The organism is Shewanella sp. CG12_big_fil_rev_8_21_14_0_65_47_15 (assembly GCF_002783505.1).
Lineage (GTDB): Bacteria > Pseudomonadota > Gammaproteobacteria > Enterobacterales > Shewanellaceae > Shewanella.
Genome location: NZ_PFGL01000031.1, coordinates 21,338 through 42,878, shown reverse-complemented (window position 1 = coordinate 42,878; position 21,541 = coordinate 21,338). Strand labels below are relative to the sequence as shown.

The 21,541-nt window shown below is 46.1% G+C and carries 15 protein-coding genes; 11 read left to right on the top strand and 4 right to left on the bottom strand.

Annotated features, from left to right (window positions below; genetic code table 11):
* Nucleotides 1–2,580: triple tyrosine motif-containing protein (locus tag COW15_RS08890; RefSeq protein ID WP_293631871.1), on the bottom strand; the 2,580-nt coding region annotated here is incomplete at its 3' end.
* A 282-nt stretch (nucleotides 2,581–2,862) separates the two neighbouring features.
* Nucleotides 2,863–5,652, bottom strand: coding sequence for an insulinase family protein (locus COW15_RS08885; RefSeq protein ID WP_293631870.1), 2,790 nt, complete (start codon nucleotides 5,650–5,652; stop codon nucleotides 2,863–2,865).
* A gap of 169 nt (nucleotides 5,653–5,821) precedes the next feature.
* On the opposite strand from COW15_RS08885, the gene sixA reads away from it, so the two are divergent.
* Nucleotides 5,822–6,292 (top strand): phosphohistidine phosphatase SixA, encoded by a 471-nt coding sequence (gene sixA, locus COW15_RS08880; RefSeq protein ID WP_293631868.1) that lies wholly within the window; start codon nucleotides 5,822–5,824, stop codon nucleotides 6,290–6,292.
* 96 nt (nucleotides 6,293–6,388) lie between these two features.
* Here sixA and smrB read toward each other — a convergent pair whose 3' ends face one another.
* Nucleotides 6,389–6,919 (bottom strand): endonuclease SmrB, encoded by a 531-nt coding sequence (gene smrB / locus COW15_RS08875; RefSeq protein ID WP_293631867.1) that lies wholly within the window; start codon nucleotides 6,917–6,919, stop codon nucleotides 6,389–6,391.
* An 82-nt stretch (nucleotides 6,920–7,001) separates the two neighbouring features.
* Here smrB and prmB point away from each other — a divergent pair, with 82 nt between their 5' ends.
* From prmB to COW15_RS08845, 6 genes are all read left to right on the top strand, one after another.
* The gene (gene prmB / locus COW15_RS08870) at nucleotides 7,002–7,946 is read left to right on the top strand and encodes a 50S ribosomal protein L3 N(5)-glutamine methyltransferase (RefSeq protein WP_293631865.1); all 945 of its coding nucleotides are present in this window, start codon (nucleotides 7,002–7,004) and stop codon (nucleotides 7,944–7,946) included.
* A 124-nt stretch (nucleotides 7,947–8,070) separates the two neighbouring features.
* A complete protein-coding gene (gene aroC / locus COW15_RS08865) occupies nucleotides 8,071–9,165 on the top strand; it encodes a chorismate synthase (RefSeq protein ID WP_293631863.1) in 1,095 nt (364 codons plus the stop codon).
* A gap of 80 nt (nucleotides 9,166–9,245) precedes the next feature.
* Entirely contained in the window at nucleotides 9,246–10,421 is a 1,176-nt protein-coding gene (locus COW15_RS08860) for an MFS transporter (protein ID WP_293631862.1), read from the top strand.
* Between the two features lie 112 nt (nucleotides 10,422–10,533).
* Complete coding sequence (locus COW15_RS08855) at nucleotides 10,534–11,712, top strand: ATP-NAD kinase family protein (protein WP_293631860.1); 1,179 nt, start codon at nucleotides 10,534–10,536, stop codon at nucleotides 11,710–11,712.
* Nucleotides 11,713–11,717: 5 nt separating this feature from the next.
* Nucleotides 11,718–12,002 carry a YfcL family protein gene (locus COW15_RS08850; protein ID WP_293631858.1) on the top strand — a complete coding sequence of 95 codons (285 nt, stop codon included), beginning with the start codon at nucleotides 11,718–11,720 and terminating at the stop codon, nucleotides 12,000–12,002.
* A 5-nt stretch (nucleotides 12,003–12,007) separates the two neighbouring features.
* Entirely contained in the window at nucleotides 12,008–12,607 is a 600-nt protein-coding gene (locus COW15_RS08845; protein WP_293631857.1) for an RNA methyltransferase, read from the top strand.
* Here COW15_RS08845 and mnmC read toward each other — a convergent pair.
* Entirely contained in the window at nucleotides 12,588–14,633 is a 2,046-nt protein-coding gene (gene mnmC / locus COW15_RS08840; protein ID WP_293631855.1) for an FAD-dependent 5-carboxymethylaminomethyl-2-thiouridine(34) oxidoreductase MnmC, read from the bottom strand. The two genes, COW15_RS08845 and mnmC, sit on opposite strands and share 20 nt — an antisense overlap.
* Nucleotides 14,634–14,770: 137 nt before the next feature.
* On the opposite strand from mnmC, the gene fabB reads away from it, so the two are divergent.
* The 4 genes from fabB (at nucleotide 14,771) to COW15_RS08820 (ending at nucleotide 21,510) form a co-directional block, all read left to right on the top strand.
* The gene (fabB, locus tag COW15_RS08835) at nucleotides 14,771–15,982 is read left to right on the top strand and encodes a beta-ketoacyl-ACP synthase I (protein ID WP_198780397.1); all 1,212 of its coding nucleotides are present in this window, start codon (nucleotides 14,771–14,773) and stop codon (nucleotides 15,980–15,982) included.
* A gap of 161 nt (nucleotides 15,983–16,143) precedes the next feature.
* Nucleotides 16,144–17,274 (top strand): 4-phosphoerythronate dehydrogenase, encoded by a 1,131-nt coding sequence (locus tag COW15_RS08830; protein ID WP_293631850.1) that lies wholly within the window; start codon nucleotides 16,144–16,146, stop codon nucleotides 17,272–17,274.
* A 2-nt stretch (nucleotides 17,275–17,276) separates the two neighbouring features.
* Nucleotides 17,277–18,293: an aspartate-semialdehyde dehydrogenase gene (locus COW15_RS08825; protein ID WP_293631848.1), complete on the top strand. Its 1,017-nt coding sequence runs from the start codon at nucleotides 17,277–17,279 to the stop codon at nucleotides 18,291–18,293.
* A 178-nt stretch (nucleotides 18,294–18,471) separates the two neighbouring features.
* Nucleotides 18,472–21,510 (top strand): FimV/HubP family polar landmark protein, encoded by a 3,039-nt coding sequence (locus tag COW15_RS08820; protein ID WP_293631846.1) that lies wholly within the window; start codon nucleotides 18,472–18,474, stop codon nucleotides 21,508–21,510.
* The last annotated feature ends 31 nt before the right edge of the window (nucleotides 21,511–21,541 follow it).

The window sequence follows — 21,541 nt, the reverse complement described above, 5'->3', positions numbered from 1 at the left end:
ATCCCGCCCTGTCATTCGCAGCGCATTGTCTTTATCATCACGCTCCACAATTTTTGCGCGGTCTAAAATCCAAATCCAATGATCATCTTTACCCTTTACCCTATATGCAGCCTCAAAATGATCTGTTTCGCCGTAAAAGTGTTTATTGAGGGCTTCTCTAACGCGCTCTTGATCCATAGGATGGATATTACTCTCTTCATCCGATTTACCCGAACGGTGACCATCACGGGGAAACTCAAGTGCCCCCCAGATATTGGAACGGAAAATATTGCCTGTTTCTATATCCCAGTCCCACATTTCATCGCCACTTCCCCATAGGGAAAGTTTTAATCTTTCTTCACTCAGTGCTATTTGTCTCTGAATAGCTCTTTTTCTTAATATGGATTTAGTAATACCTAAAATGATTATCATCATAATGATGAAATAGACAGTCTTTGCTTTTATTGATAACCACCATGGTGGTGTTATTACTACTTGAATATTTTTTATTGGTCCATTTTTATGTGTTAGGTTATCTACAGCATAAACTTTAAAAGTATATTCTCCAGCAGAAAGGTTGGTGTAAGTAGCGGAATTTACATTGTTCGATGCAATCCATTCGTTAGATAACCCATCCATTTTATAATAATATGTAATCGAATTAGGTTCAGAGAATGGGGAGTTAAAAGCTATTGAGAATGGATAGTCAGAGTATTTTAATTTAATTTCTTTTGATGTGTTTAATGAGCCTTTAAAATATTCACCGCTTCCTTCTTTTGCTAAATTAAATACACGCAACTCTGATAATTCTGTCTTAGGTGGGGATGCGGATTTTAAATAGCTTAAAATTTCATCCTTTGATATAAGACTTAAACCATCAATTCCTCCAAACAATAGATAGTTACTATCGAGTTTATTCCCACTAGGGGTGTTATATTCGAATTGGCTACCATTTATTGTGGATAAAATATAATATTCTCCATTGTTGAGTAAGATTATTTGCCCCTGAGATGATGCAAAGATCATGTTTCCTATAGTTACTATTGAATATATTCCTTTATTGTTTGAAAAAATCTCATTGAATGACTTATTGTTTTTATTGTATTTAACTATGGCTGTCGACGTCCCAAAAAGCACGCTATCATTGTAATCTTTAATGCTATACGTTAATTCATTATATATCTTTGAAAGGCTGTTTTTACTATAGTGGTATACTCCATTTTGTCCAGCTATATATATATTTTCGTTTGATAGATATAATATTTCAAAGATAGGATCTTTTTTTTCTGTTATTATTTGATGACTTATGCCGTTTTCATTGATAAATAGTATCTTTCCATCTGCGGTACCAGCTATGAGTTTATTTGTATTGTTTATCGAGTTTAAAGTTGTGATTTGTTCGTTGTCGATAAATTTTGTTAACATACCATTTGGTTTTAGCAGTCGTATTCCATCGTTATTTCCTATGTAAATTCCTGCTGATGTCATGACTGAGTTTTTATAGCCGCCAATACCAGAGTCATAACTTTTTAACAGTTTTAGATCTTTGTCATAATAATTTAGTGAGGTTTCATCTGAAGATACTAAAATATTCCCATTAGGTGTGTTGCTTATATGCCATACATTATCTTTTATTAAGTCTGTTTTAAAGATTAGATTGTTTGAGTTTCGAATGACTTCAAATCCATGGTTATTCAATCCTACAAGGATTAAGCTGTTAGAGACAGTAAAATAAGTTAGTTCACTTTTTTCTTTATCTTCTAATGTCTTCCCTAATAAATATTCGCCATCACTAACAGAATATATCTTATTTTTGCTTATCCCCAAAACTTTGTTTTGTGATGAGCTTAATATTTCATAAGATGTTGAGGATGATTTTTTTAACTCACCATTTTCATGCTTATAGAAACCATCTTTTTTGCTTACATAAAGAGAATTATTTGATTTCTCTATGTCAAGCACATTTGTAGAAATTATTTGTTTTTTATTCTGTGTAATTTTTTGTAATTTTCCATCGTACGTTTTTATGAAAATTTCAGAATTGATGTTTAGACTTTTTTTTACTTCAAAATAATTACTTTCTAAGTATACATGATTTGATTTTTTATTTATTAAACTGATACTGGTTAAACCTGTATTAGTACCGACTAGCACTTCACCAGTAAAATCGTTGTTAGATAAACTCCAAATTTCATTGTTTAGAATTGTATCTTCTATATTAACATTTTTCAGTGTACCACTTTCTTTATTGTATATAACAAGCCCTTTATCTGTCCCGACTAACAGGCCACCATCACTAGTAATTAGCAGACTTCGGATAAAAGAGCTTGGTAGGCCAGACGTTTTATCATCAGCATAAAAATGTTTAAATTCTCTTCCATCAAATCGATTCAGACCATTAAGTGTCCCTATCCAAATATAGCCATCGTGATCTTGAACTATAGATGTCACAGTGCTCTGCGAGAGTCCTTGTGGAACACCAAAAGATTGTGATTGTAGGATAACTGGAGATTTATCTGAAAAGGGGAACGCGCTTACATTTTCGAATGCACTAATGCATAAAACGACGAGTAAGACGATTTTCAAGAGTGCTTTAGGCATAGTATTTGTTCTTTTTATCCAATGATGCCATGAAACAATTGTGTTACATCACTTTTCCAGAAAGTGACGGGTTTGTCAAAACTGAGATTGTAAAAAATCCTTTTAATAGCATGTAGATGGTGCAAAGTTGTGCGCTTGCAATACAAGAATAGAGCATCTGGCCGTGTTTTGCATCGCGTTTACGGCTCAGAGTGAAAGATACTGCTGCATAATCACTCTGTAATAGGGATTTTGGTTGTTCAGCGTAATTTGTGTTTTAGCACATTTATTTATATTTAGCGCTTAAAAATTAAACTTATCGGTATTTTGTTTGAATGATTTGAGATCTGTGATCATTTTATCCGAGACTAGTGCTGCCTGCGCCTGATGTTGTTCACCTGTGCTAAATAACACCAAGCGATCACTGTGTTTGGTGCGCATTTTACGCATCATAAATTTGATTAAGTCTGGGCGAGTAAGTTTAGTGATTTCTGCTACGACTAATTCTCTTTGGTTAAATTGATAATCCCGGTTGCCCACACTTACCCAGTATCGTTGGCTGCGAGTTTTCAGGTTGGCATCATGCTCCATGACTTGGTTTATCAGGCCAAGTTTTGTAGTCTCCCATTCTTCATTGGTGATTTGCATCACGGCATAATTAAAGTCGGCGATAAACTCGTCTATCGCTTCCAATAAATGCAGTGCCCCAGTTGTCGGTGATTGGATATAAAAAATGAGCCCTGGGTGGCGGTTGAGTGGCAGATAGCCTGTGCCCACCATGTAACCTAATTGCTTTTCTGTACGCAGTTCATGGAAGAAGGTGGACGACATAGTGTGATTCAGTAAGCTAAACAGTGCCATTTTTTTTGGCGTTGCAGTGGCCGACTGGTAATACACGATAATTGCGCTGTCTTGGTGATCTATTGCCAGTTCTCTTAGCAAGGTTCCCTGACCCGTCAGATTAACCAACTCCCTTGTGGATTCGGCGCTCGGTGTCGAGACTAAGGATAAAATATGCTCTAAGCGTTTACCAAGAGCTTGGGCTTCAGAGACTAACCAATCCCCATAAACTAACCCTTCAAGATAGATCTTCTCGTAAAAGGCGCGCACATGGTTATGTAAATCTTCTAGGGTGATGTTTTCTAGCACTTGTGCCATGCGCGCAGGTTCATAGCTGCGCTTTTGTAGTGTGACAGTAAGGCTGGTAAATAATTGTGAAATGGGTTTAGCCTGCGCTAGGTTCTGCCAACTACGCAGTAGTTGGGATTTTATCAGCGTAAAGCGCTCTTCGGTAAAGTTACGCTCCCTTGCCTTTTGGATCAGCAAGGCTAATAGGGTTTCTTGATTACCCGTAAAGCCGGATAAATGCAGGGTTATTCCGCCTTGATGTGGATAAATATTGTAGCTTAAACCCGCAACCTCGGCTTGATAAGTCGGCTCAGTCAGATAATCGAGCAGCATTTCTACATACAGGCGGGTCAGGGCGGCATGTCTTGGGGTTTTACTCGCCTGTTCAGAATCCAGTGATAAATACATATGGCCCTTGGGCACATTAAACTCATCGTCTTTCTTATGCCAAATTCGGTATCCCGCTGATTCTGCGACTATCACAGGAACGTCCACCTCGCTTCTATCGGGGCGAGCAATCGAGTCGGCGACGATAAAAGGGTTTGGTGTGGGTAATTGTAATTCGGAGCGAATATGCTTAACTTGCCATCGTTCGAGGGATTCTGGTGAAATCGGACGGATTTTGTAAGGAGTGTGATACCAGTTGGCATTGTGATCCGTTGTGACCGATTGGGCGATAAGCTGCAGACGCATATTTTGGGGCGTCATCAATTCGAGAAGCTCGACAGTTTCAGGGATATCTAACCCATCCATGCGATAATCGCCGAAGACTAAGTCTTCGACGTCATAGTGATGCATATTGATGCTCAAATGGCTGGCTAAATCGAGGGATTTAACTTGTTCTTGGTAACGAAATGCCATTTTGAGCAGGTTCGCGCGCTCTAAATAACGCCACTCATCTAAACCTTGGGTTTTGATGAGTTCAATATACTCAAAACAGCAGCAAATAATTTCATCAAGATTAGCGAGTCCCTTATCGGTTAATTGTAAACCGATACTGTAATCCTTGAAGTTATACCCGTTTACCCCACCACCTGCGGACAAATTATTAACTAGTCCTTGCTCTTTAAGATAGGACAATAGGCTGCCATGGCTCTCATTACCTAAAATATGGCTGATATAAGTCAAAGGCTTACGTTTGTAGTAGTGATCAATCCCAGGGAAATTAAAGCTGATGCTTAAGCGCTTTTGTTCTTTAAGTGGAATTATATCGACTTGTTTTAGCAGCTCTTTCTCTGAGAATAGCGGCACTTGAGGATAGTTTTTCACTAAGTTTAAGTTGCGGATCCCACTAAAATAATGACAGGCAAGATCTTGTAATTTGTCGAGGGAAAGCGGCGCGACTAGGCAGAGTGTCATTAAGTTGGCGCTGTAGTGGCTTTGATAGAAATCGAGTAGTTCGCTACGTACCTGTGCCTGCTCTCCACCTAAAGTCACTAAGTTACCGACGGAAAATTTCGAGAAAGGGTGCAGTGGGTTAACTGTTTCTTTGAGTACTTGATAGGTGCGACGTATGTCATCCTTCAGTTTTAAGCTAAATTCCGATTCAATGGCTTGACGTTCTCTATCGACTAGCTCTAAGTCAAACTTAGGCGCGATAAAAAATTGACTAAACCTATCTAAGGAATCGGCAAACACGTCCGAATTGATCGTAAAAAAAAAGTTAGTGTGCTCAGTGCCCGTCCAAGCGTTATTGCTGCCGCCATGTTGATTAATAAAAGCGTGATACTCACCAGAATCGGGGAATTTCTCGGTACCAAGGAAGAGCATATGCTCTAAAAAGTGTGCCATCCCAGGTCTATCCGCGGGATCATCGAAATGACCCACACCGACCGCCATAGATGCAGCCGCTTGACTCGCATCTTGATCTTCAACCAATAACACTCTTAGTGCGTTATCTAATACAAGATAACGGTACTGGCGGTGATCGTTTGGGCTTTTATAAATGGACTGAGAGGCTTGCAATGAGACACTCCGATAACGATAGCTTGTTATATATTGATAGTCTTAATGGTTTTTAGCAAATAACTCTTTTGTTTATCGACTAAAGATTAAGTCTTACATGGTTTGTTGAAATGAATTTTAGGGCTACAATTGGGATAAAACAAAAACAAGTGTGAGTAGCGAGAGAAGTATGCAGCTATTTTTGATGCGACACGGTGACGCTGGATTTAATGCTCAGTCCGATAGAGACAGAACACTGACCGATGTAGGAAGGCACCATACTGTGTTGATGAGCAACTGGCTGACTCGCAGTGTGACTGATTTCGATCTCGTTTTGGTTAGCCCTTACTTACGTGCACAGCAAACTTGGCAGGAGCTGAGTCAGCATTTTCCCGAACCGCATAAGTGGTTAGTGTTGGATGATCTTGTTCCCTCGGGGGAGCCCGACAATGTTGCCGCTTTAATTGTTGCTTATGCTGAATTGTATAAAGCAGATAAAGTGTTAGTCATTTCTCACATGCCATTATTGGGATATTTAGTGAGTGAATTGGTCGCTGGGGTAGAGCCGCCGTTATTTGCCACCTCGGGCATTACGCTTATCGATAAGCATGCCGAGCAAGCCTCAATTGTGTGGCAACATGCTCCCCATAGCATCAGTTAATAGTATTTAGGTTTTCATGACAAAAAACGGCCCATATGAAGTGGGCCGTTTCTTTTGGCTAAATCGGAAATATTAATGTTCAAAACCGATAGCGGGTTAGCGTCTATGGGGCTGCTCACCAATATCAATCAAGACTAAAAGCGCGGCATCGCCCCCCCATTCTTTAGGGGCCTGATGGAAAGCTTTCACCATAGGATGTTGCACTAACCACATGGGGACTTGTTGTTTCAAAATTCCGCTGCCGTAACCGTGCATAATGCAGCAACACAGGCTTTGCTGTTTAACGCAGGCTTGGATCAACGCCGCTAGCTCAAGTTTGGCTTCCGACTGGCGATAGCCATGTAAATCCAACAGCAAATCTGGCTGGTAATCGCCGCGTCTTAGGCGTTTTAACTCTAGGCTATCTACGCCATCATCTAACCAACGCATCGGCCCTTGCACTGGCAGTAGTGGTTGATAAGTATCTGAGAAATAACTGTTAGCATGCAGTTGCTGCTCTTTCAGTGCTATTTCCTGTTTGGTTTTTAAGGGCGTGCGAAAGTGCCGCTTATCCTGAGTGATGGGTTTGATCCCATCGATAAGCTTCGAGAACATCGCTAGGCCTTCTTGTTCATCGTCTTTATTCATGGGCGGGTATTCTATTGAATCCTATGGTTTCTGAATAGAGTTCAGTTACAATGTTTGCCGAACAAACTAGTGGGAGCACGTTTTGGATAAGATCTTTGTAGATGAAGCTGTGACAGAATTACGCACTATTGGCGATATGTTACGTTGGGCTGTAAGCCGTTTTAACGACGCTAATCTGTACTATGGTCATGGTACTGACAATGCATGGGATGAAGCTATTGCCTTAGTTTTCCATGCCTTACACTTACCCGAAGAAATCGGCCAGCAGGTGATCCTAAGCAATTTAACCAGTAGCGAAAAACATAAAATCGTTGAACTGATTATTCGCCGTGTCAGGGAGCGCTTACCCGTGCCTTACCTGACCAACAAAGCGCGTTTCGCTGGGCTTGAGTTTTACGTCGATGAGCGCGTGTTAGTGCCACGTTCGCCGATTGCCGAAATGATTGCCAATCGGTTTAGCCCTTGGTTATATAACAAACCCGTGACGCGTATTTTAGATTTATGCACAGGCAGCGGTTGTATCGCCATTGCCTGCGCCTATGAATTTGAAGATGCCGAAGTAGACGCGCTGGATATCAGCGAAGATGCCTTAGATGTGGCGCAAATCAATATTGAAACTTTAGGGGTAATGGACCGCGTATTCCCGATGCAATCGGATCTATTCTCGGCAATACCTGAAGGCCCACAGTATGATTTGATTGTTTCTAATCCGCCCTATGTCGATGAAGAAGACATTGGCGACATGCCGGATGAATATCACCATGAACCCGCTATTGGCTTAGCTTCAGGTCATGATGGGTTAGATTTAACCAAGCGCATACTGGCCAATGCCGCGCAATACCTCACGCCAACGGGTTTACTCGTGGTCGAAGTCGGTAATTCTATGGTGCATTTGATTGAGCAATTCCCAGAAGTGCCATTCACTTGGATTAACTTTGAAAATGGCGGCGATGGGGTGTTTGTATTGACCCGTGACCAACTGCTTGAACATCAGTCGCTCTTCGCTATTTATCGCGACGCACAATAGCCTAAGATAGCAAATTAGGTTGAGTCTTTTCCCGCTGCCAGTTAGGCTTGCAGCGGGAAAATAAATTGTCCAGTATTCGCTGGACACGGAGCGATGAACTAATAACCTAAGGTGTGTAAAGCGGATGTCTGGAAACAGTATTGGTCAAAATTTTGTAGTGACGACGTTTGGTGAGAGTCACGGTGTTGCGCTCGGTTGCATTATTGATGGTTGCCCGCCAGGGCTTGAGCTAACTGAAGCCGATATGCAGCACGATCTAGACCGCCGTCGCCCAGGGACATCCCGCTATACCACGGCCCGCCGTGAGAGCGACGAAGTGCGGATTTTATCCGGCGTTTTCGAAGGTAAAACCACGGGTACTTCAATTGGACTCTTGATCGAAAATACCGATCAACGCAGTCAAGATTACTCTAATATCAAAGATTTATTCCGTCCAGGACACGCCGATTATACCTACCAGCAAAAGTACGGTATGCGCGATTATCGTGGTGGTGGCCGCTCGTCTGCCCGTGAAACCGCGATGCGCGTTGCGGCGGGTGCGGTGGCGAAAAAGTATTTAAAGCAGGTCCATGGGATTGAGATTTATGGGTATATGTCCCAGCTCGGGCCTATTTGCGCCGAAAGCATCGATCTTAGCCAGATAGAACAAAACGCGTTCTTTTTCCCCGATGCCAGCAAGCTTGAAGCGCTCGATGAATATATGCGCGAGCTAAAAAAATCCGGTGACTCAATCGGTGCAAAAATCTCCGTTATCGCGACAGGCGTGCCAGTGGGTTTAGGTGAGCCAGTATTTGATCGATTGGATGCCGATATCGCCCACGCGCTGATGGGTATTAATGCCGTCAAAGGTGTAGAAATTGGCGATGGTTTTGGCGTAGTGACGCAAAAGGGCTCCGAAGGCCGTGACTTAATGTCGCCCTTGGGGTTTGAATCCAACCATGCGGGTGGTGTGCTCGGTGGGATTTCATCGGGTCAGCCGATTATTGCCCATATTGCGTTAAAACCCACATCAAGCATCAGTGTGCCGGGTCAAAGTATGACGGCGCAGGGTGAAATGGCCGAAGTCGTCACTAAAGGGCGCCACGATCCCTGTGTGGGGATCCGTGCGGTGCCGATTGCCGAAGCTATGCTTGCCATTGTGCTGATGGACCACTTGCTAAGACACAGAGCGCAAAATCAGGGTGTTTGTAGCCAAACCCCCATTCTTGGTATGAGGTAGGGGTATGAGATAGGTAGCATGATATAGGCGGCATACAATCATGAATTCGATGCGTGGCATAAGAGAAATGGAATGCGTTAATGTCAACTCCCTCTAGCACTAGCCAGCAATTGCGCTGGCTTTGCGCCTGTTATTTTTTCTTCTTTTCGATTCTCGGCACTATGATCCCCTATCTTGGGGTCTTCTTCGAGAATCGCGGTTTTAATCCCCAAGAGATTGGTTTTTTACTCGCCATTCTGATGGCGACGCGCATTGTCGCACCGAATGTGTGGGCTAAGGTGGCTGATCGCACCGGCATGCGCGCCGAATTGGTTAAGATGGGGGCATTCGCGGCAGCACTGGCCTATTTAAGCTTCTTTTACCATGGTGGTTTTGTGTATATGGCCCTGAGTTTGGCCTTATACACTTTCTTCTGGAATGCGATCCTCGCCCAGCTTGAGGTGATCACCTTAGAAACCTTAGGCGAAAATGCCAGTCGTTATGGGCAAATTCGCAGCTTTGGCAGCATAGGTTATATCTGCCTGGTTGTCGGCGCCGGTTTTGCGATTGGGCAGTGGGGCACCGAAGTTTTACCCTATATCGGTTTGGCGTTATTTACCGGAATGTTACTTAGCGCTTTACCGCTGCCCGCCAATCGGGCGGTGCGCCCCGCAGGGCAGGAACGGTTGCCGCTGAAATGGACTAAGCCGATAGTGTGGTTCATGATTTCCGCCATGTTGCTACAGATGAGTGCCGGACCTTTCTACGGCTTCTTCGTCTTATATTTAAAGCAAGCGGGTTACTCCGAATCCTCTGCGGGGATATTTGTCGCCCTTGGCGCTATGGCCGAAATCGTGATGTTTATGTTCGCGCCGCGTTTACTCGGTCGCTATGGCGTTAATACCCTATTGATTGTCAGTATAGGTATGACTTGTTTGCGTTGGTTATTGGTGGCCTTCGGGGTGGATAGTGTATTGTGGTTGGGTTTTAGCCAGCTATTACATGCCTTTACCTTTGGCTTAACCCACGCGGCATCGATTCAATTTGTGCACAGGCATTTCGATGCCAATCACAGAAGTCAAGGTCAAGCACTGTATGCCAGCTTAAGTTTTGGCGTTGGCGGTGCACTCGGCACTTGGGTTTGCGGCTATATTTGGGGTGATGGCAGCGGGGCGGTTTGGTCTTGGGTATTTGCCGCAGGATGTGCCTTTGCCGCTATGCTGGCGGTATGCTTTATTCCTAGGGATAAACCGAGCGTTGCCGCCCATACGGCTTAGCAGTATCAATCGAGTACTATCAATTTAGCCATATCAATCAAGATTAAAGCTCAAGTTAAGATATTAAAATATAAAGATAAAAACACCAAGATTGCGTTAAGTGAGGTAAAGGGTGATTCGGTTTCGTTTAGGGTTAGTGATCAATCCGTTGGCGGGCTTAGGTGGCAGTGTCGGCCTTAAGGGCAGTGATGGTGTTGCGCAAGAGGCGCTCGCATTAGGCGCCGAACCCAAAGCCGCTTTGCGTATGATGCAGGCCCTCGAGGTTATCCGTGATTATCGTGATGACATCGAGGTCGTTACCGCTTCGGGCATCATGGGTGAAGACGCCGCGAAGGCGCTCGGTTTTACCACGCGAGTGGTGTATCAAACCCCGGATAAAACCCAGGCTCTGGATACGCAGGCCGTTGTGCGAGCCTTGTTGGATGAGCCACTGGATTTACTCCTCTTTGCCGGCGGTGATGGTACGGCCAGGGATATTTACTCAGTCTTTGAACAAGCCACTATCGACGACAAACTCCCCGTTCTCGGCGTACCCGCGGGGGTGAAAATTCATTCCGGCGTTTACGGTATTACGCCCCATGCCTCTGGCATGGTGGTCAAGATGTTACTCGATGGCGAACTTGTCAGTTTAATGTCCGCCGATGTGATGGATATCGACGAAGTGGCTTTTCGCCAAGGCACAGTGCGCGCTAAACGCTTCGGTGAGCTTTTAGTGCCCGCCGAGCCGCGCTATGTGCAAGCGGTCAAGATGGGCGGCAAGGAAGTCGATGAACTCGTGCTGGCCGATATCGCCGCCGATGTGATCAGTCAAATGGACGATGAACTGTATATCATGGGCTCTGGCAGTACGGTTGCCTTTGTGATGGAAGAGCTAGGTCTGGACAATACGCTGCTCGGTGTTGATCTTATTCAAGATAAAAATCTTGTTGGCAGTGACTTAACCGCGAATGAATTACTCGAACTGACCCAAGATAAGCCGACTAAATTGGTGATTACCTTAATAGGTGGTCAAGGCCATATCCTTGGGCGCGGCAATCAACAGCTGTCGCCTGAGCTGATTCGGCGCATCGGAAAAGACAATATTATTATCCTCGCCACAAAAACTAAGCTAAAAGCACTTGATGGACGACCACTAATTGTGGATAGTGGCGACCCTAAATTAGATAGCGAGCTTGGCGGCTATTACAAAGTGACGACGGGCTACCATGATTACGTCATGTATCAGGTGGCCAATCCAGATTTATTGGTCGCAGCAGATGTGTCGGCCAATCCAGTATTAATGGAGAGTTAGACCCCATGTTAGAGCATTACGAAGACGCATTAGAACAGTGGATCGCCAGCGTTGTCAGCCATGGTGATGACGATGCTTTGTTTGCCTGTGGCTATTTACAGGGCCATGTCGCCGTTGTGTTATCACAGCTTGAAGCGCAGGGTGCAACCGACCTCGATGCCCTTATGTTGAAAATGACCGACTGTTTAGCGCTCGCGCGCCAAGAATTAAACGATGTGGATTTCGCCTTGGTTGAACAGGCATGGGCACAGTTACACGCCAAAATAGTCAGCCAGTTGGCGACTGCTTAAATCCAATGTCAACTTCAGCATTTTTCCCGCAGATAGTGGATGATTCGTTGCAGAATAGCAGCGCGGTTTACATTGGCTTAGTGAATCCCAAGACCCCTATCAATGTGGGCGGCATTATGCGCGCGTCCGGTTGTTATGGTGTCGATGGCGTATTTTATACCGGCAGGCGTTATGAATTAGCGGCTCGCTCGGGGCCACTGCAATATAATGCCGATACTAAAAAGGCTGGCGAGCGTATTCCGCTCACCGGCGTTGCCTCATTGTTGGCGTCCATTCCTGCGGATACTCAGCTTATCTGTGTGGATTTGGTGGTGGGCGCGACGCCGCTGCCGGATTTTGTCCATCCAGTGAAAGCCTTTTATGTGTTTGGACCCGAAGATGGCACCATTGGCCAAGAGATTATCGATAAAGCCGATGCGGTTGTGTATGTGCCTACGGTCGGTTGCATGAATCTGGCCGCCTCGGTCAATGTGCTGTTATACGATAGATTGGCCAAATCCCACCGCGGGGCGTCAAATTCACAAGCCCGTGAGAGTGGCGATGCACTCATACGCCAAAGCCGCGATAACAATAATCGCACTCGGGTTAAAGCGCCTTCCCTTTAAGTAACTTACGTAGCCACATGCGATTTGGATTGAGTTTGCACAGGGTTTGCCAATCCAGTGGTAAAGGTTCGCCACACAACTGCGCCGCGAGGCATTCGGCGGCAAGCGGCCCTGAGCTTAATCCCCGCGACCCTAATCCGCCAAGAATAAACAGTCCCTCAAGCACGGGTGCTGGTGTGGTTTGCCAATAGCGGCGACTTTCCTTTGTGAGCTGATGCTGCTGATAATCCTTAATAATTTGTGACACATCGGGGGCGCAGCCCAGCATAGGGAAATGATCCCGCGTGACCATACGCACCCCGACCCGGGCATCGTTGTCATTCATGTTGATATCCTCAAGCCAGGCTTGTTTGGGATAGCTTTGGTGCATTTTCTCGAGATTTTCCCCTTGCTCTAACGGACAGAAGTCTAAATTTTGGGGATCTTTTACGTAACTCGCGCCAAGACAGTGGAGTCCTTGGTGACTCGGCGTTAAGTAACCGTTGGCGCACAGCACAGTCGCGAGTCGACTCAGTTGAAACTGGGCGGGTACATGGCTCACTTGGCCACGAAAGGGGCTAATTTGTAATTTGTTGCTGGCATCAAATTGTGTCAGCTCTGCGCCATTGGCGAGGACAAGCTGGCTAAAAGGGCCAAATCGATGCTTAGCGGCGATTAAATACCAACCCTCACTTTGATGCTCAATTTCAAGGATCTCTGTATTCAAATGGAGTCTGACCTCGGCAAGCCGCTGTGCTTTTTGTAGCGCTGCTTTGGCATATTCGAAGGGACAAACCCAGCCACCCAATGGATAGAAAAAACCAGATTTATCAATCCCAATATTGGCGATGCGATTGGCTTCATTGGCATCTACGCTATAGGCTATCTCCCTAGGCCATGCTTGACTGTGGATTATTTTATCGAGCCTTTGTTGGCTGCGCTCATCATGCCCCGTCTGCAGCACACCGCAAAAATCATGGGAAATCGGTGTTTGATTTTCGCAGGGAGAGTTTGTTAGCGATAGCACACGACGGCGACTAAATAAAAAAGCCTGTTGGAAGAAGCGGCTTAACTCATCATTTTCTGGAGTGAGTAGTGGATAAATCGCCCCTTGACGGTTGCCCGAAGCGCCTTGCCCTAGCTCGACATCTTTACAAAATAGCTCACAGGTTTGCCCACGCTCGGCGAATGAGAGGGCTAAATGAGCCGATGCTAGCCCACCACCAACAATGGCGATGGGAGACGCTGGATTTGTAATAGATTTAGATAAAGGATTAAAGGCATAGGCTTTATCCATCTTCTGGCGCAGCACGTGACGTTCGTGCAGTAGCACTTCATCGCGGGAGGCTGGTGGGATAAATGGCTCCGCGACACAAGCCGATGGCGTTTGCGTTAAATTTTGCAATCCAAAACCGCAGGTTGTGATGGCCTGTTGAGTTTGCTCATTTAACTCAACACCTAAAATACTGGCATTGTCTGCGCTTAAGCGCGCCATCTGCCAAAGGTGGGTATTAACCAACTCTTGTTGTAGATGGGGCAAAACCAGCCAGTGCTCAATTGGATGTGATAGGCAATGGGGCAGGTGGCTGAGTTGGTCTGTGATATCACCAAAATGCAGATCTAAGGTTATTTGAGCGTCATCAAAGATTAATCTCTGGCAGCCTACAATGCGTGCTGGCTGGGCGTGGATGATCGCTTCGGCTATAGGGATTAAATGTGGCTGTGTAATTAAGCTTTGCGATTGATCCCAAAGTGATTTAAGTTCGTACGCATTGATGGGATGAGGCTCAAACACTTTGATAAGCAGGCGGCTGTGACATTTTTCTCGCCACCCATGGATGACAGAAAGCAGTTCGAGTCCGTTGCCAAGGCCAATTTGTCCTAACACAAGCAATTTTTGCTGGGATTGGCTGACACACCAATCCTGCAGTTGATGGTTCAACTTGCTTAGATAGTGCTCATTGGCGGGGGCTGCTGCGGGATAAAGGTTGATTAATTGCGGGTAATCGCGCTTAATTTGGCTAGGTTTATCGGGCTGCACGGTCAAAGAAATATACTCTCGGTCTCATAATGGGCATTATTTTACTCGCCTTTATGGAAAGCTGACCACTTAATTGAGCCAAAACAGATACTATTGGCGCAGCAAAAGTAGGTACTGACATGTACACAATGGATAGCAATAAAATGAAAAGAGTCGTGATCACCGGAATGGGTGTTGTTTCAAGTATCGGTAATAACAAGCAAGAAGTGACCGAGTCACTTAAAGCGGGCCGCAGTGGTATTACGCATTCCGCTCAATTTGAAGAAATGCAACTTCGCAGTCATGTGTGGGGCAATATCAAGTTAAACCCAGCTGAGCATATCGATCGTAAGGCTCTGCGTTTTATGGGCGATGCTGCTGCCTATGCTTACATTGCGATGCAGGAAGCCATCAACGATGCTCACTTGACTGAAGAGCAGTATTCCGATCCGCGCGTAGGTTTGATTGTCGGTACAGGCGGTGCATCATCGTCTAACCAAGTGCAATCTGCCGACACGCTGCGTGAAAAAGGCGTTAAACGTGTTGGTCCTTATATTGTGCCGCGCATTATGTCGAGCACGGCCAGCGCTTGTTTAGCCACGCCATTTAAAATTAAAGGCATGAACTATTCTATCAGTTCAGCCTGTGCGACCAGCGCCCACTGTATTGGTCACGCCGTTGAACTTATCCAAATGGGTAAGCAAGATATGGTGTTTGCCGGTGGTGCTGAGGAAGTGGATTGGACGCTGACCATGGGCTTCGATGCTATGGGCGCACTGTCAACTAAGTACAATGCTACGCCAGAAAAGGCCTCTCGCACCTATGATGCGGACCGTGATGGTTTTGTGATCTCCGGCGGCGGCGGTATTTTAGTGGTTGAAGAGTTAGAACATGCTCTGGCTCGCGGCGCAAAAATTTACGCTGAAGTGATTGGTTATGGCGCATCTTCAGACGGTTATGACATGGTGGCGCCATCTGGCGAAGGCGCAGTGCGCTGTATGCAAATGGCGATGGCCGATGTCGATACCCCAATCGATTACATCAATACTCACGGCACTTCAACGCCAGTGGGCGACGTGCGTGAATTAGAAGCGCTACGTGAAGTCTTTAAAGACAAGTGCCCACCGATTGCATCGACTAAGTCTATGACAGGTCATGCATTAGGCGCCGCAGGCGTACATGAAGCGATTTACAGCTTAATCATGATGGAAAACAGCTTTATTGCCCCAAGCATCAATATCGATAATCTCGACGAAGCCGCGAAAGACATGCCTATCGTGCGTGAATACCGCGATGCAGAGCTGAACACAGTAATGAGTAACAGCTTCGGTTTTGGCGGCACGAACGCCACCTTAGTGATGCGTAAGTACAAATAAGTTTGTTGACCAAACGCGATAGAAGGGGAGCTTAGGCTTCCCTTTTTTATGGGCGTTTTTTGTGAACCTGTTGCATAGGCAGGGATTTATCTATCCTGTCTTGTTAGAATAGCGCGCATCTTGATGCCTTCTTTCGCCACTTTTTATCCGTTAAGGTGCCCATGAAAATTCTAGTCGATGAAAATATGCCCTATGTTGAACCGCTATTTGGCGATCTCGGGGAGATTATTCCTGTTAATGGCCGCACGTTAACCACCGAGCAAGTGCGTGATGCCGATGTGCTATTAGTGCGCTCGGTCACCAAAGTGAATGCCGAGTTGCTCTCAGGCAATAACAAGCTGAAATTTGTCGGCAGTGCTACTATAGGCACAGATCATGTGGATTTAGCCTATCTGGCCGAGCGAAATATTCCCTTCTCTAATGCGCCGGGTTGCAATGCGACTGCGGTCGGGGAATTTGCCTTTATCGCCATGCTGGAGCTAGCCGAGCGCTTCAATTCGCCGCTTAAGGGCAAAGTCGTCGGCATAGTGGGTGCGGGCAACACTGGCACTGCTACGGCAAAATGTTTGCAAGCCTACGGTATTAAGGTGCTGCTTAACGATCCCATTAAAGCTGCAGAGGGCGATCCGCGCAGTTTTGTGAGCTTAGATACCATCATGGCGCAGGCCGATATCATCAGTTTACATGTGCCAATCACGCGCACAGGTGAACATAAGACGCTGCATTTATTCGATGAGTCTCGGTTAACGTCCCTTAAACCTAGTACTTGGTTACTTAATTGCTGCCGCGGTGATGTGATAGATAATCAGGCGCTGATTAAAGTGAAGCTGCAACGTGACGATCTTAAATTAGTGCTCGATGTGTGGGAAGGCGAACCAAACCCTCTGCCCGAGTTAGTACCATTGGCAGAGTTTGCCACGCCGCACATCGCAGGTTACAGCTTAGAAGGCAAGGCGCGCGGCACTTTTATGCTTTACCAAGCACTTTGCCAACAACTGCATATTCCTGCCACGAAAAGCCTCACGGCATTATTGCCCGCTTTTAATATTAAGGGTGTTGAACTGGCTGTCTCACCCAATGAAAAAGCATTATTACAGCTTGTGCGCTTTGTTTATGATTTACGCGACGATGATAGAGTGTTCCGCAATAGCTTTTTAAATGCCAATGGCTTCGACACTATGAGAAAAAATCACCGTCATAGGCGCGAATTTAGTGCATTGGCGCTGGCTTATGACCGCCAACTTGAGGTAGATTGGTTGTCCAATTTAGGTTTTTCAGGAGTCGGTCAGTAGCTATGTCACAGGAATTTAATGTTGTCGTTTTAGGTGCATCGGGCGCCGTGGGTCAAACTATGATTGAGATCCTCGAAGAGCGTAATTTCCCGGTTGCCAATTTGTACCCTTTAGCCAGTAGCCGCAGCGCCGGTGAAACGGTCAGCTTCCATGGCAAACAAATTACCATTCTCGACGTAGAAACCTTCGATTGGACCCAAGCCCAAATTGGTTTCTTCTCCGCAGGTGGTGATGTTTCCGCTAAATGGGCGCCGATTGCCGCTGAGGCGGGTTGTGTTGTCATCGATAACACCTCTCACTTTAGATACGACATTGATATTCCCTTGGTCGTACCCGAAGTCAATCCCCATGCTATCGCGGATTTTCGTAACCGTAATATCATTGCTAACCCTAATTGCTCAACCATCCAAATGTTGGTGGCATTAAAGCCTATTTATGATGCCTATGGTATCAGCCGTATTAATGTTGCGACCTATCAGTCTGTCTCTGGTACCGGTAAAAAAGCCATCGAAGAGTTAGCGCATCAGTGCACTAAACTGCTACAAGGTTTACCTGCTGAAGCCGAAGTTTATCCAAAACAAATTGCCTTTAACGTGTTGCCACAAATCGATAAATTTATGGATAACGGCTACACCAAAGAAGAGATGAAAATGGTCTGGGAAACCCAGAAGATTTTCGGTGATGATGATATTCTCGTCAATGCGACCGCGGTACGTGTACCCGTGTTCTATGGTCATTCAGAAGCCATTAATGTCGAAACTCGTCAGCCTGTCGATGCGGAAGAGGTTAAAGCTTTACTTCGTAATGCCGAAGGAGTGGTATTGTTTGAATCCGATGAGGACTATCCAACGGCGGTGACCGATGCAGCAGGCACCGATCCTGTGTATGTTGGTCGAGTGCGTAAGGATATATCCCACTCCCATGGAATTAATCTGTGGGTCGTGTCGGACAATATTCGTAAGGGCGCAGCCTTGAACAGTGTGCAAATTGCCGAGATTTTAGTGAGAGATTACTACTAAGTCTTAAGGTGTATTCTCTGCCCATTGAAAAAGCCTGCTGCCAGCAGGCTTTTTTTGTTTTACACTTGTGAACAGTAGCAGGGCAGAGATTTCTGGTTTATAGTAATCTCAATAAATACAATTGCCTAAAGCCTGTTATCAGCGAGATAACTTTATAGCGCTTCAAAGGGAAGGATTGATGAAATTTCGCACTTCGTATCTTGTGGGCCTAATGGCCACCGTTTTAGCCGTTTCCTCCACGACTTATTTTATCGATCCCGCCGTTGCAGCCGATACGCCTAAAGTTAAACCCTTGAAAATCATGGGGCCAGATGGACAGATCCGTCAAATAAATCACCAATATGGCCCAACCACCTCAAAAGATACTTTTTGGAGCATAGCGCAAAAAGTGCGCCCCGATGCCAGTGTGAGTGTCTACCAAGTCATGGCCGCCGTGTTCGATGCCAACCCCCATGCCTTTAACTCAGATAATTACAATAGCCTTGAACGTGGGATGATTTTACTCATTCCTTCGAAAGAAGCGATGCTGGCAATCCCCAATAGCTTAGCCATAGCGAGGGCTGAGCGCGATGATAAACAGGCGCGTAGCGCGGCAACAGCGACCACCAAAGCTAAAGCACCCAAGCCTACTGTTGCCGCTCCCGTAGCCGCAGAGGTCAAACCTAAGGCCGAAGTGAAAACTGAAGTCGCGAAAACCGAGCCAATAGCAACACAAATCGCGGTTAAAACAGAACCTAAGATGTTGAGTTCGGATGTCAATGCGCGCCTTGAGGCCGCGGAGAGCAAAAATTTATCGCTAACGGACGAATTGGCCCGAACTCAAGATCAGTTATCGGTTCGAAATACGGATGTCGAAGCACTCAAAGCAAAAATTGAAGAGTTAAATCAACAGATTGCCATGTTGGAAGAAACGCTTCAAGTCACAAAACAGCAGAATCAAGCCTTGAAAGCTGAGGTTGAGGCGGCCGCATCACCCGTTACCGCAGCACCTGAAACGCCTAAAGAGCCAGATGATTTATGGCGTACTCTGATGGAGAGCCCCTTACTCTTAGTTGCCGCTGCCGTGATCCCAGCCCTATTGATTTTGTTCTTAGTGTTTTGGGCACTGCGCCGCAAACGCAATAAAGAACGGCACGAGTTAGCATCACAGCAAGCGGCTATGGCGGTCGGGGCTGCGGGTATGGCGACGGGTGCCTCTGTGCTGGCGATGGATGATGATCTCGACGATATGGCCGTGCATTTAGATACAGATCATGCGGATTCTATTGATAGCTTATTAGATTCAGGAAGCGTCAATCTTCAACCCGAGCAGGACATAGTCGATATCCATGAACAAATGGATATGGCAGCGGATATGTTTATCGATCAAGGCGGGAGCGTAGCACCAGAACCCCAGTTTGAAGAGGAAGAAGGCCAATCCCTCGACGATTTGTGGGCAGAGGCTATGGGTGATCAAGAAGAGGCCTTTGCCGAAGAAAAAATCAAATCGGGTAGTATTCTTGAGGAAGAAGATCTCGATGCCTTGCTGGCTGGCCTAGGCTCAGATGATGGCGCCGAACAGCCCCAAGACGATACGAGCGCCTCGACGGATAGCTTGGCCGAAGAGTGGGTCGCTGATGTTGAAATGCCCTCGGAGACCCATGCCACTCAAGCGTCTTCCGATGATGATTTGAGCGCGGCCATTGTCGCCGAACTTGAGGCCGATGCCGAACTCGATGGGCTCAATGTCGAAGATAATCTGGATATCGACGCCTTACTTGCCGACTTTGATAAGCCCACCGAGGCGCAAGCTGAGCCCGATCTCGGTGATGAAATTGCCGCCGAGCTTGACGATGAGTTAACGGCTCTAGGGGTTGAAGATACCGATGATATCGATGCTTTACTTGCGGATTTTGATAAGCCTGCTGCCCCAGAACCCGATTTAGGGGATGCCATTGCCGCTGAGCTTGATCCAGAACTCGATGATATTGGCATTGCTGAAACCGATGATATCGATGCTTTACTCGCATCTTTTGATACTTCGGCGGCGAAATCCACTGATGTGGCAGAGGACGTTGCAGGGACTGTTATCGGGGATATAGTGGCAGAAGCTGAGCTTGAACCTCGGCTATCAGAAACGGATGAGGAGCTTGACCACCTGCTTGCGGCAGAACGAGAAGCATCACTGCCCGAAGATTTATCGACCGCAGGGGATGATCTCGATGCGCTTTTAGCCGAGTTTGATGTGCCAGAGCAGGGCGAAGCGGATGCCGATGATTTTAATTTCGACATGGAAACGGCGTTACCGGATAGTGAAAAACCAGCGGATGAGGACGATCTGCTCAAAGGTATTGGAGCGGCCCATGCCCTAGATGACAGTGACGATACCTTTGATCTAGCACAAACGATAAATGAAGAGAGTGCTGCGTTAGATGAAGCGGCATTTAGTGGTTTTGATGCCGATGCCGACGATTTAGTTGCGTCCGCTGCTGCGGCAGTGGCAGTGGCAGCGGCGAGTGCTAAGGAAAAAGAATCTTCTTTCTTCAATGATTTAAAAGCCAATAAGAGCAAAGATCCCCATGTACTCGATTGGGATACTGAGCTTGATTTTGCACCTGCACCTAAGGCCAAGCTTCCTCCTACTATTGACGTAACGGCAACTGCCACCACAGATGCCGTAGCAACCAAGCCGAGTGTACTCGCCGATACCGAACTCGACTTAAGCACAGATGTAGACTTGAGTGATGACAGTATCTTGGCGGCCTTTAGCGCCAATGCTGATCTTGATGACGATGATGTGTTAGCGACAGAGGATAGTTTTAGCCTCGATGATGATCACACTCTGACGGTGGATGAGGCATTAGCGGCTCTGGATGCTCAGGAGTCTCGCAAGACGAAACCGTTTGTGGCTGATCATGACCTGACGAGTTTCCAAAATGAACATGGCTTTATCGATATCGACAAATTGCTCAATGATGCCGAGCAGGATAGCCAAGAGACCGATTTATACCCTGACGTCGATGTGGAGATGAGTGATGTTGGCTCCTTGATTGGTGACGCTGCGATGATCGATGTCGATGATGAAGAAAACTCCGTCAATGCAAAATTGGATCTGGCCCGCGCCTATATCGAAATTGATGACAGCGACAGTGCTAAAGCGTTACTGAAAGAAGTCCAAATCGATGGTAATGCGCGTCAGCAGGATGAAGCAGCCAAATTGCTTAAAGAGATAGGTTAATCCTATTTATTCGAATTAACTCAAGCGGCGC

Coding starts and splice junctions, on each gene's coding strand:
- sixA (WP_293631868.1), top strand. CDS start 5,822: ATGCAGCTATTTTTGATGCGACACGGTGACGCTGGATTTAATGCTCAG.
- smrB (WP_293631867.1), bottom strand. CDS start 6,919: ATGAATAAAGACGATGAACAAGAAGGCCTAGCGATGTTCTCGAAGCTT.
- aroC (WP_293631863.1), top strand. CDS start 8,071: ATGTCTGGAAACAGTATTGGTCAAAATTTTGTAGTGACGACGTTTGGT.
- COW15_RS08860 (WP_293631862.1), top strand. CDS start 9,246: ATGTCAACTCCCTCTAGCACTAGCCAGCAATTGCGCTGGCTTTGCGCC.
- COW15_RS08850 (WP_293631858.1), top strand. CDS start 11,718: ATGTTAGAGCATTACGAAGACGCATTAGAACAGTGGATCGCCAGCGTT.
- COW15_RS08845 (WP_293631857.1), top strand. CDS start 12,008: ATGTCAACTTCAGCATTTTTCCCGCAGATAGTGGATGATTCGTTGCAG.
- fabB (WP_198780397.1), top strand. CDS start 14,771: ATGAAAAGAGTCGTGATCACCGGAATGGGTGTTGTTTCAAGTATCGGT.
- COW15_RS08830 (WP_293631850.1), top strand. CDS start 16,144: ATGAAAATTCTAGTCGATGAAAATATGCCCTATGTTGAACCGCTATTT.
- COW15_RS08825 (WP_293631848.1), top strand. CDS start 17,277: ATGTCACAGGAATTTAATGTTGTCGTTTTAGGTGCATCGGGCGCCGTG.
- COW15_RS08820 (WP_293631846.1), top strand. CDS start 18,472: ATGAAATTTCGCACTTCGTATCTTGTGGGCCTAATGGCCACCGTTTTA.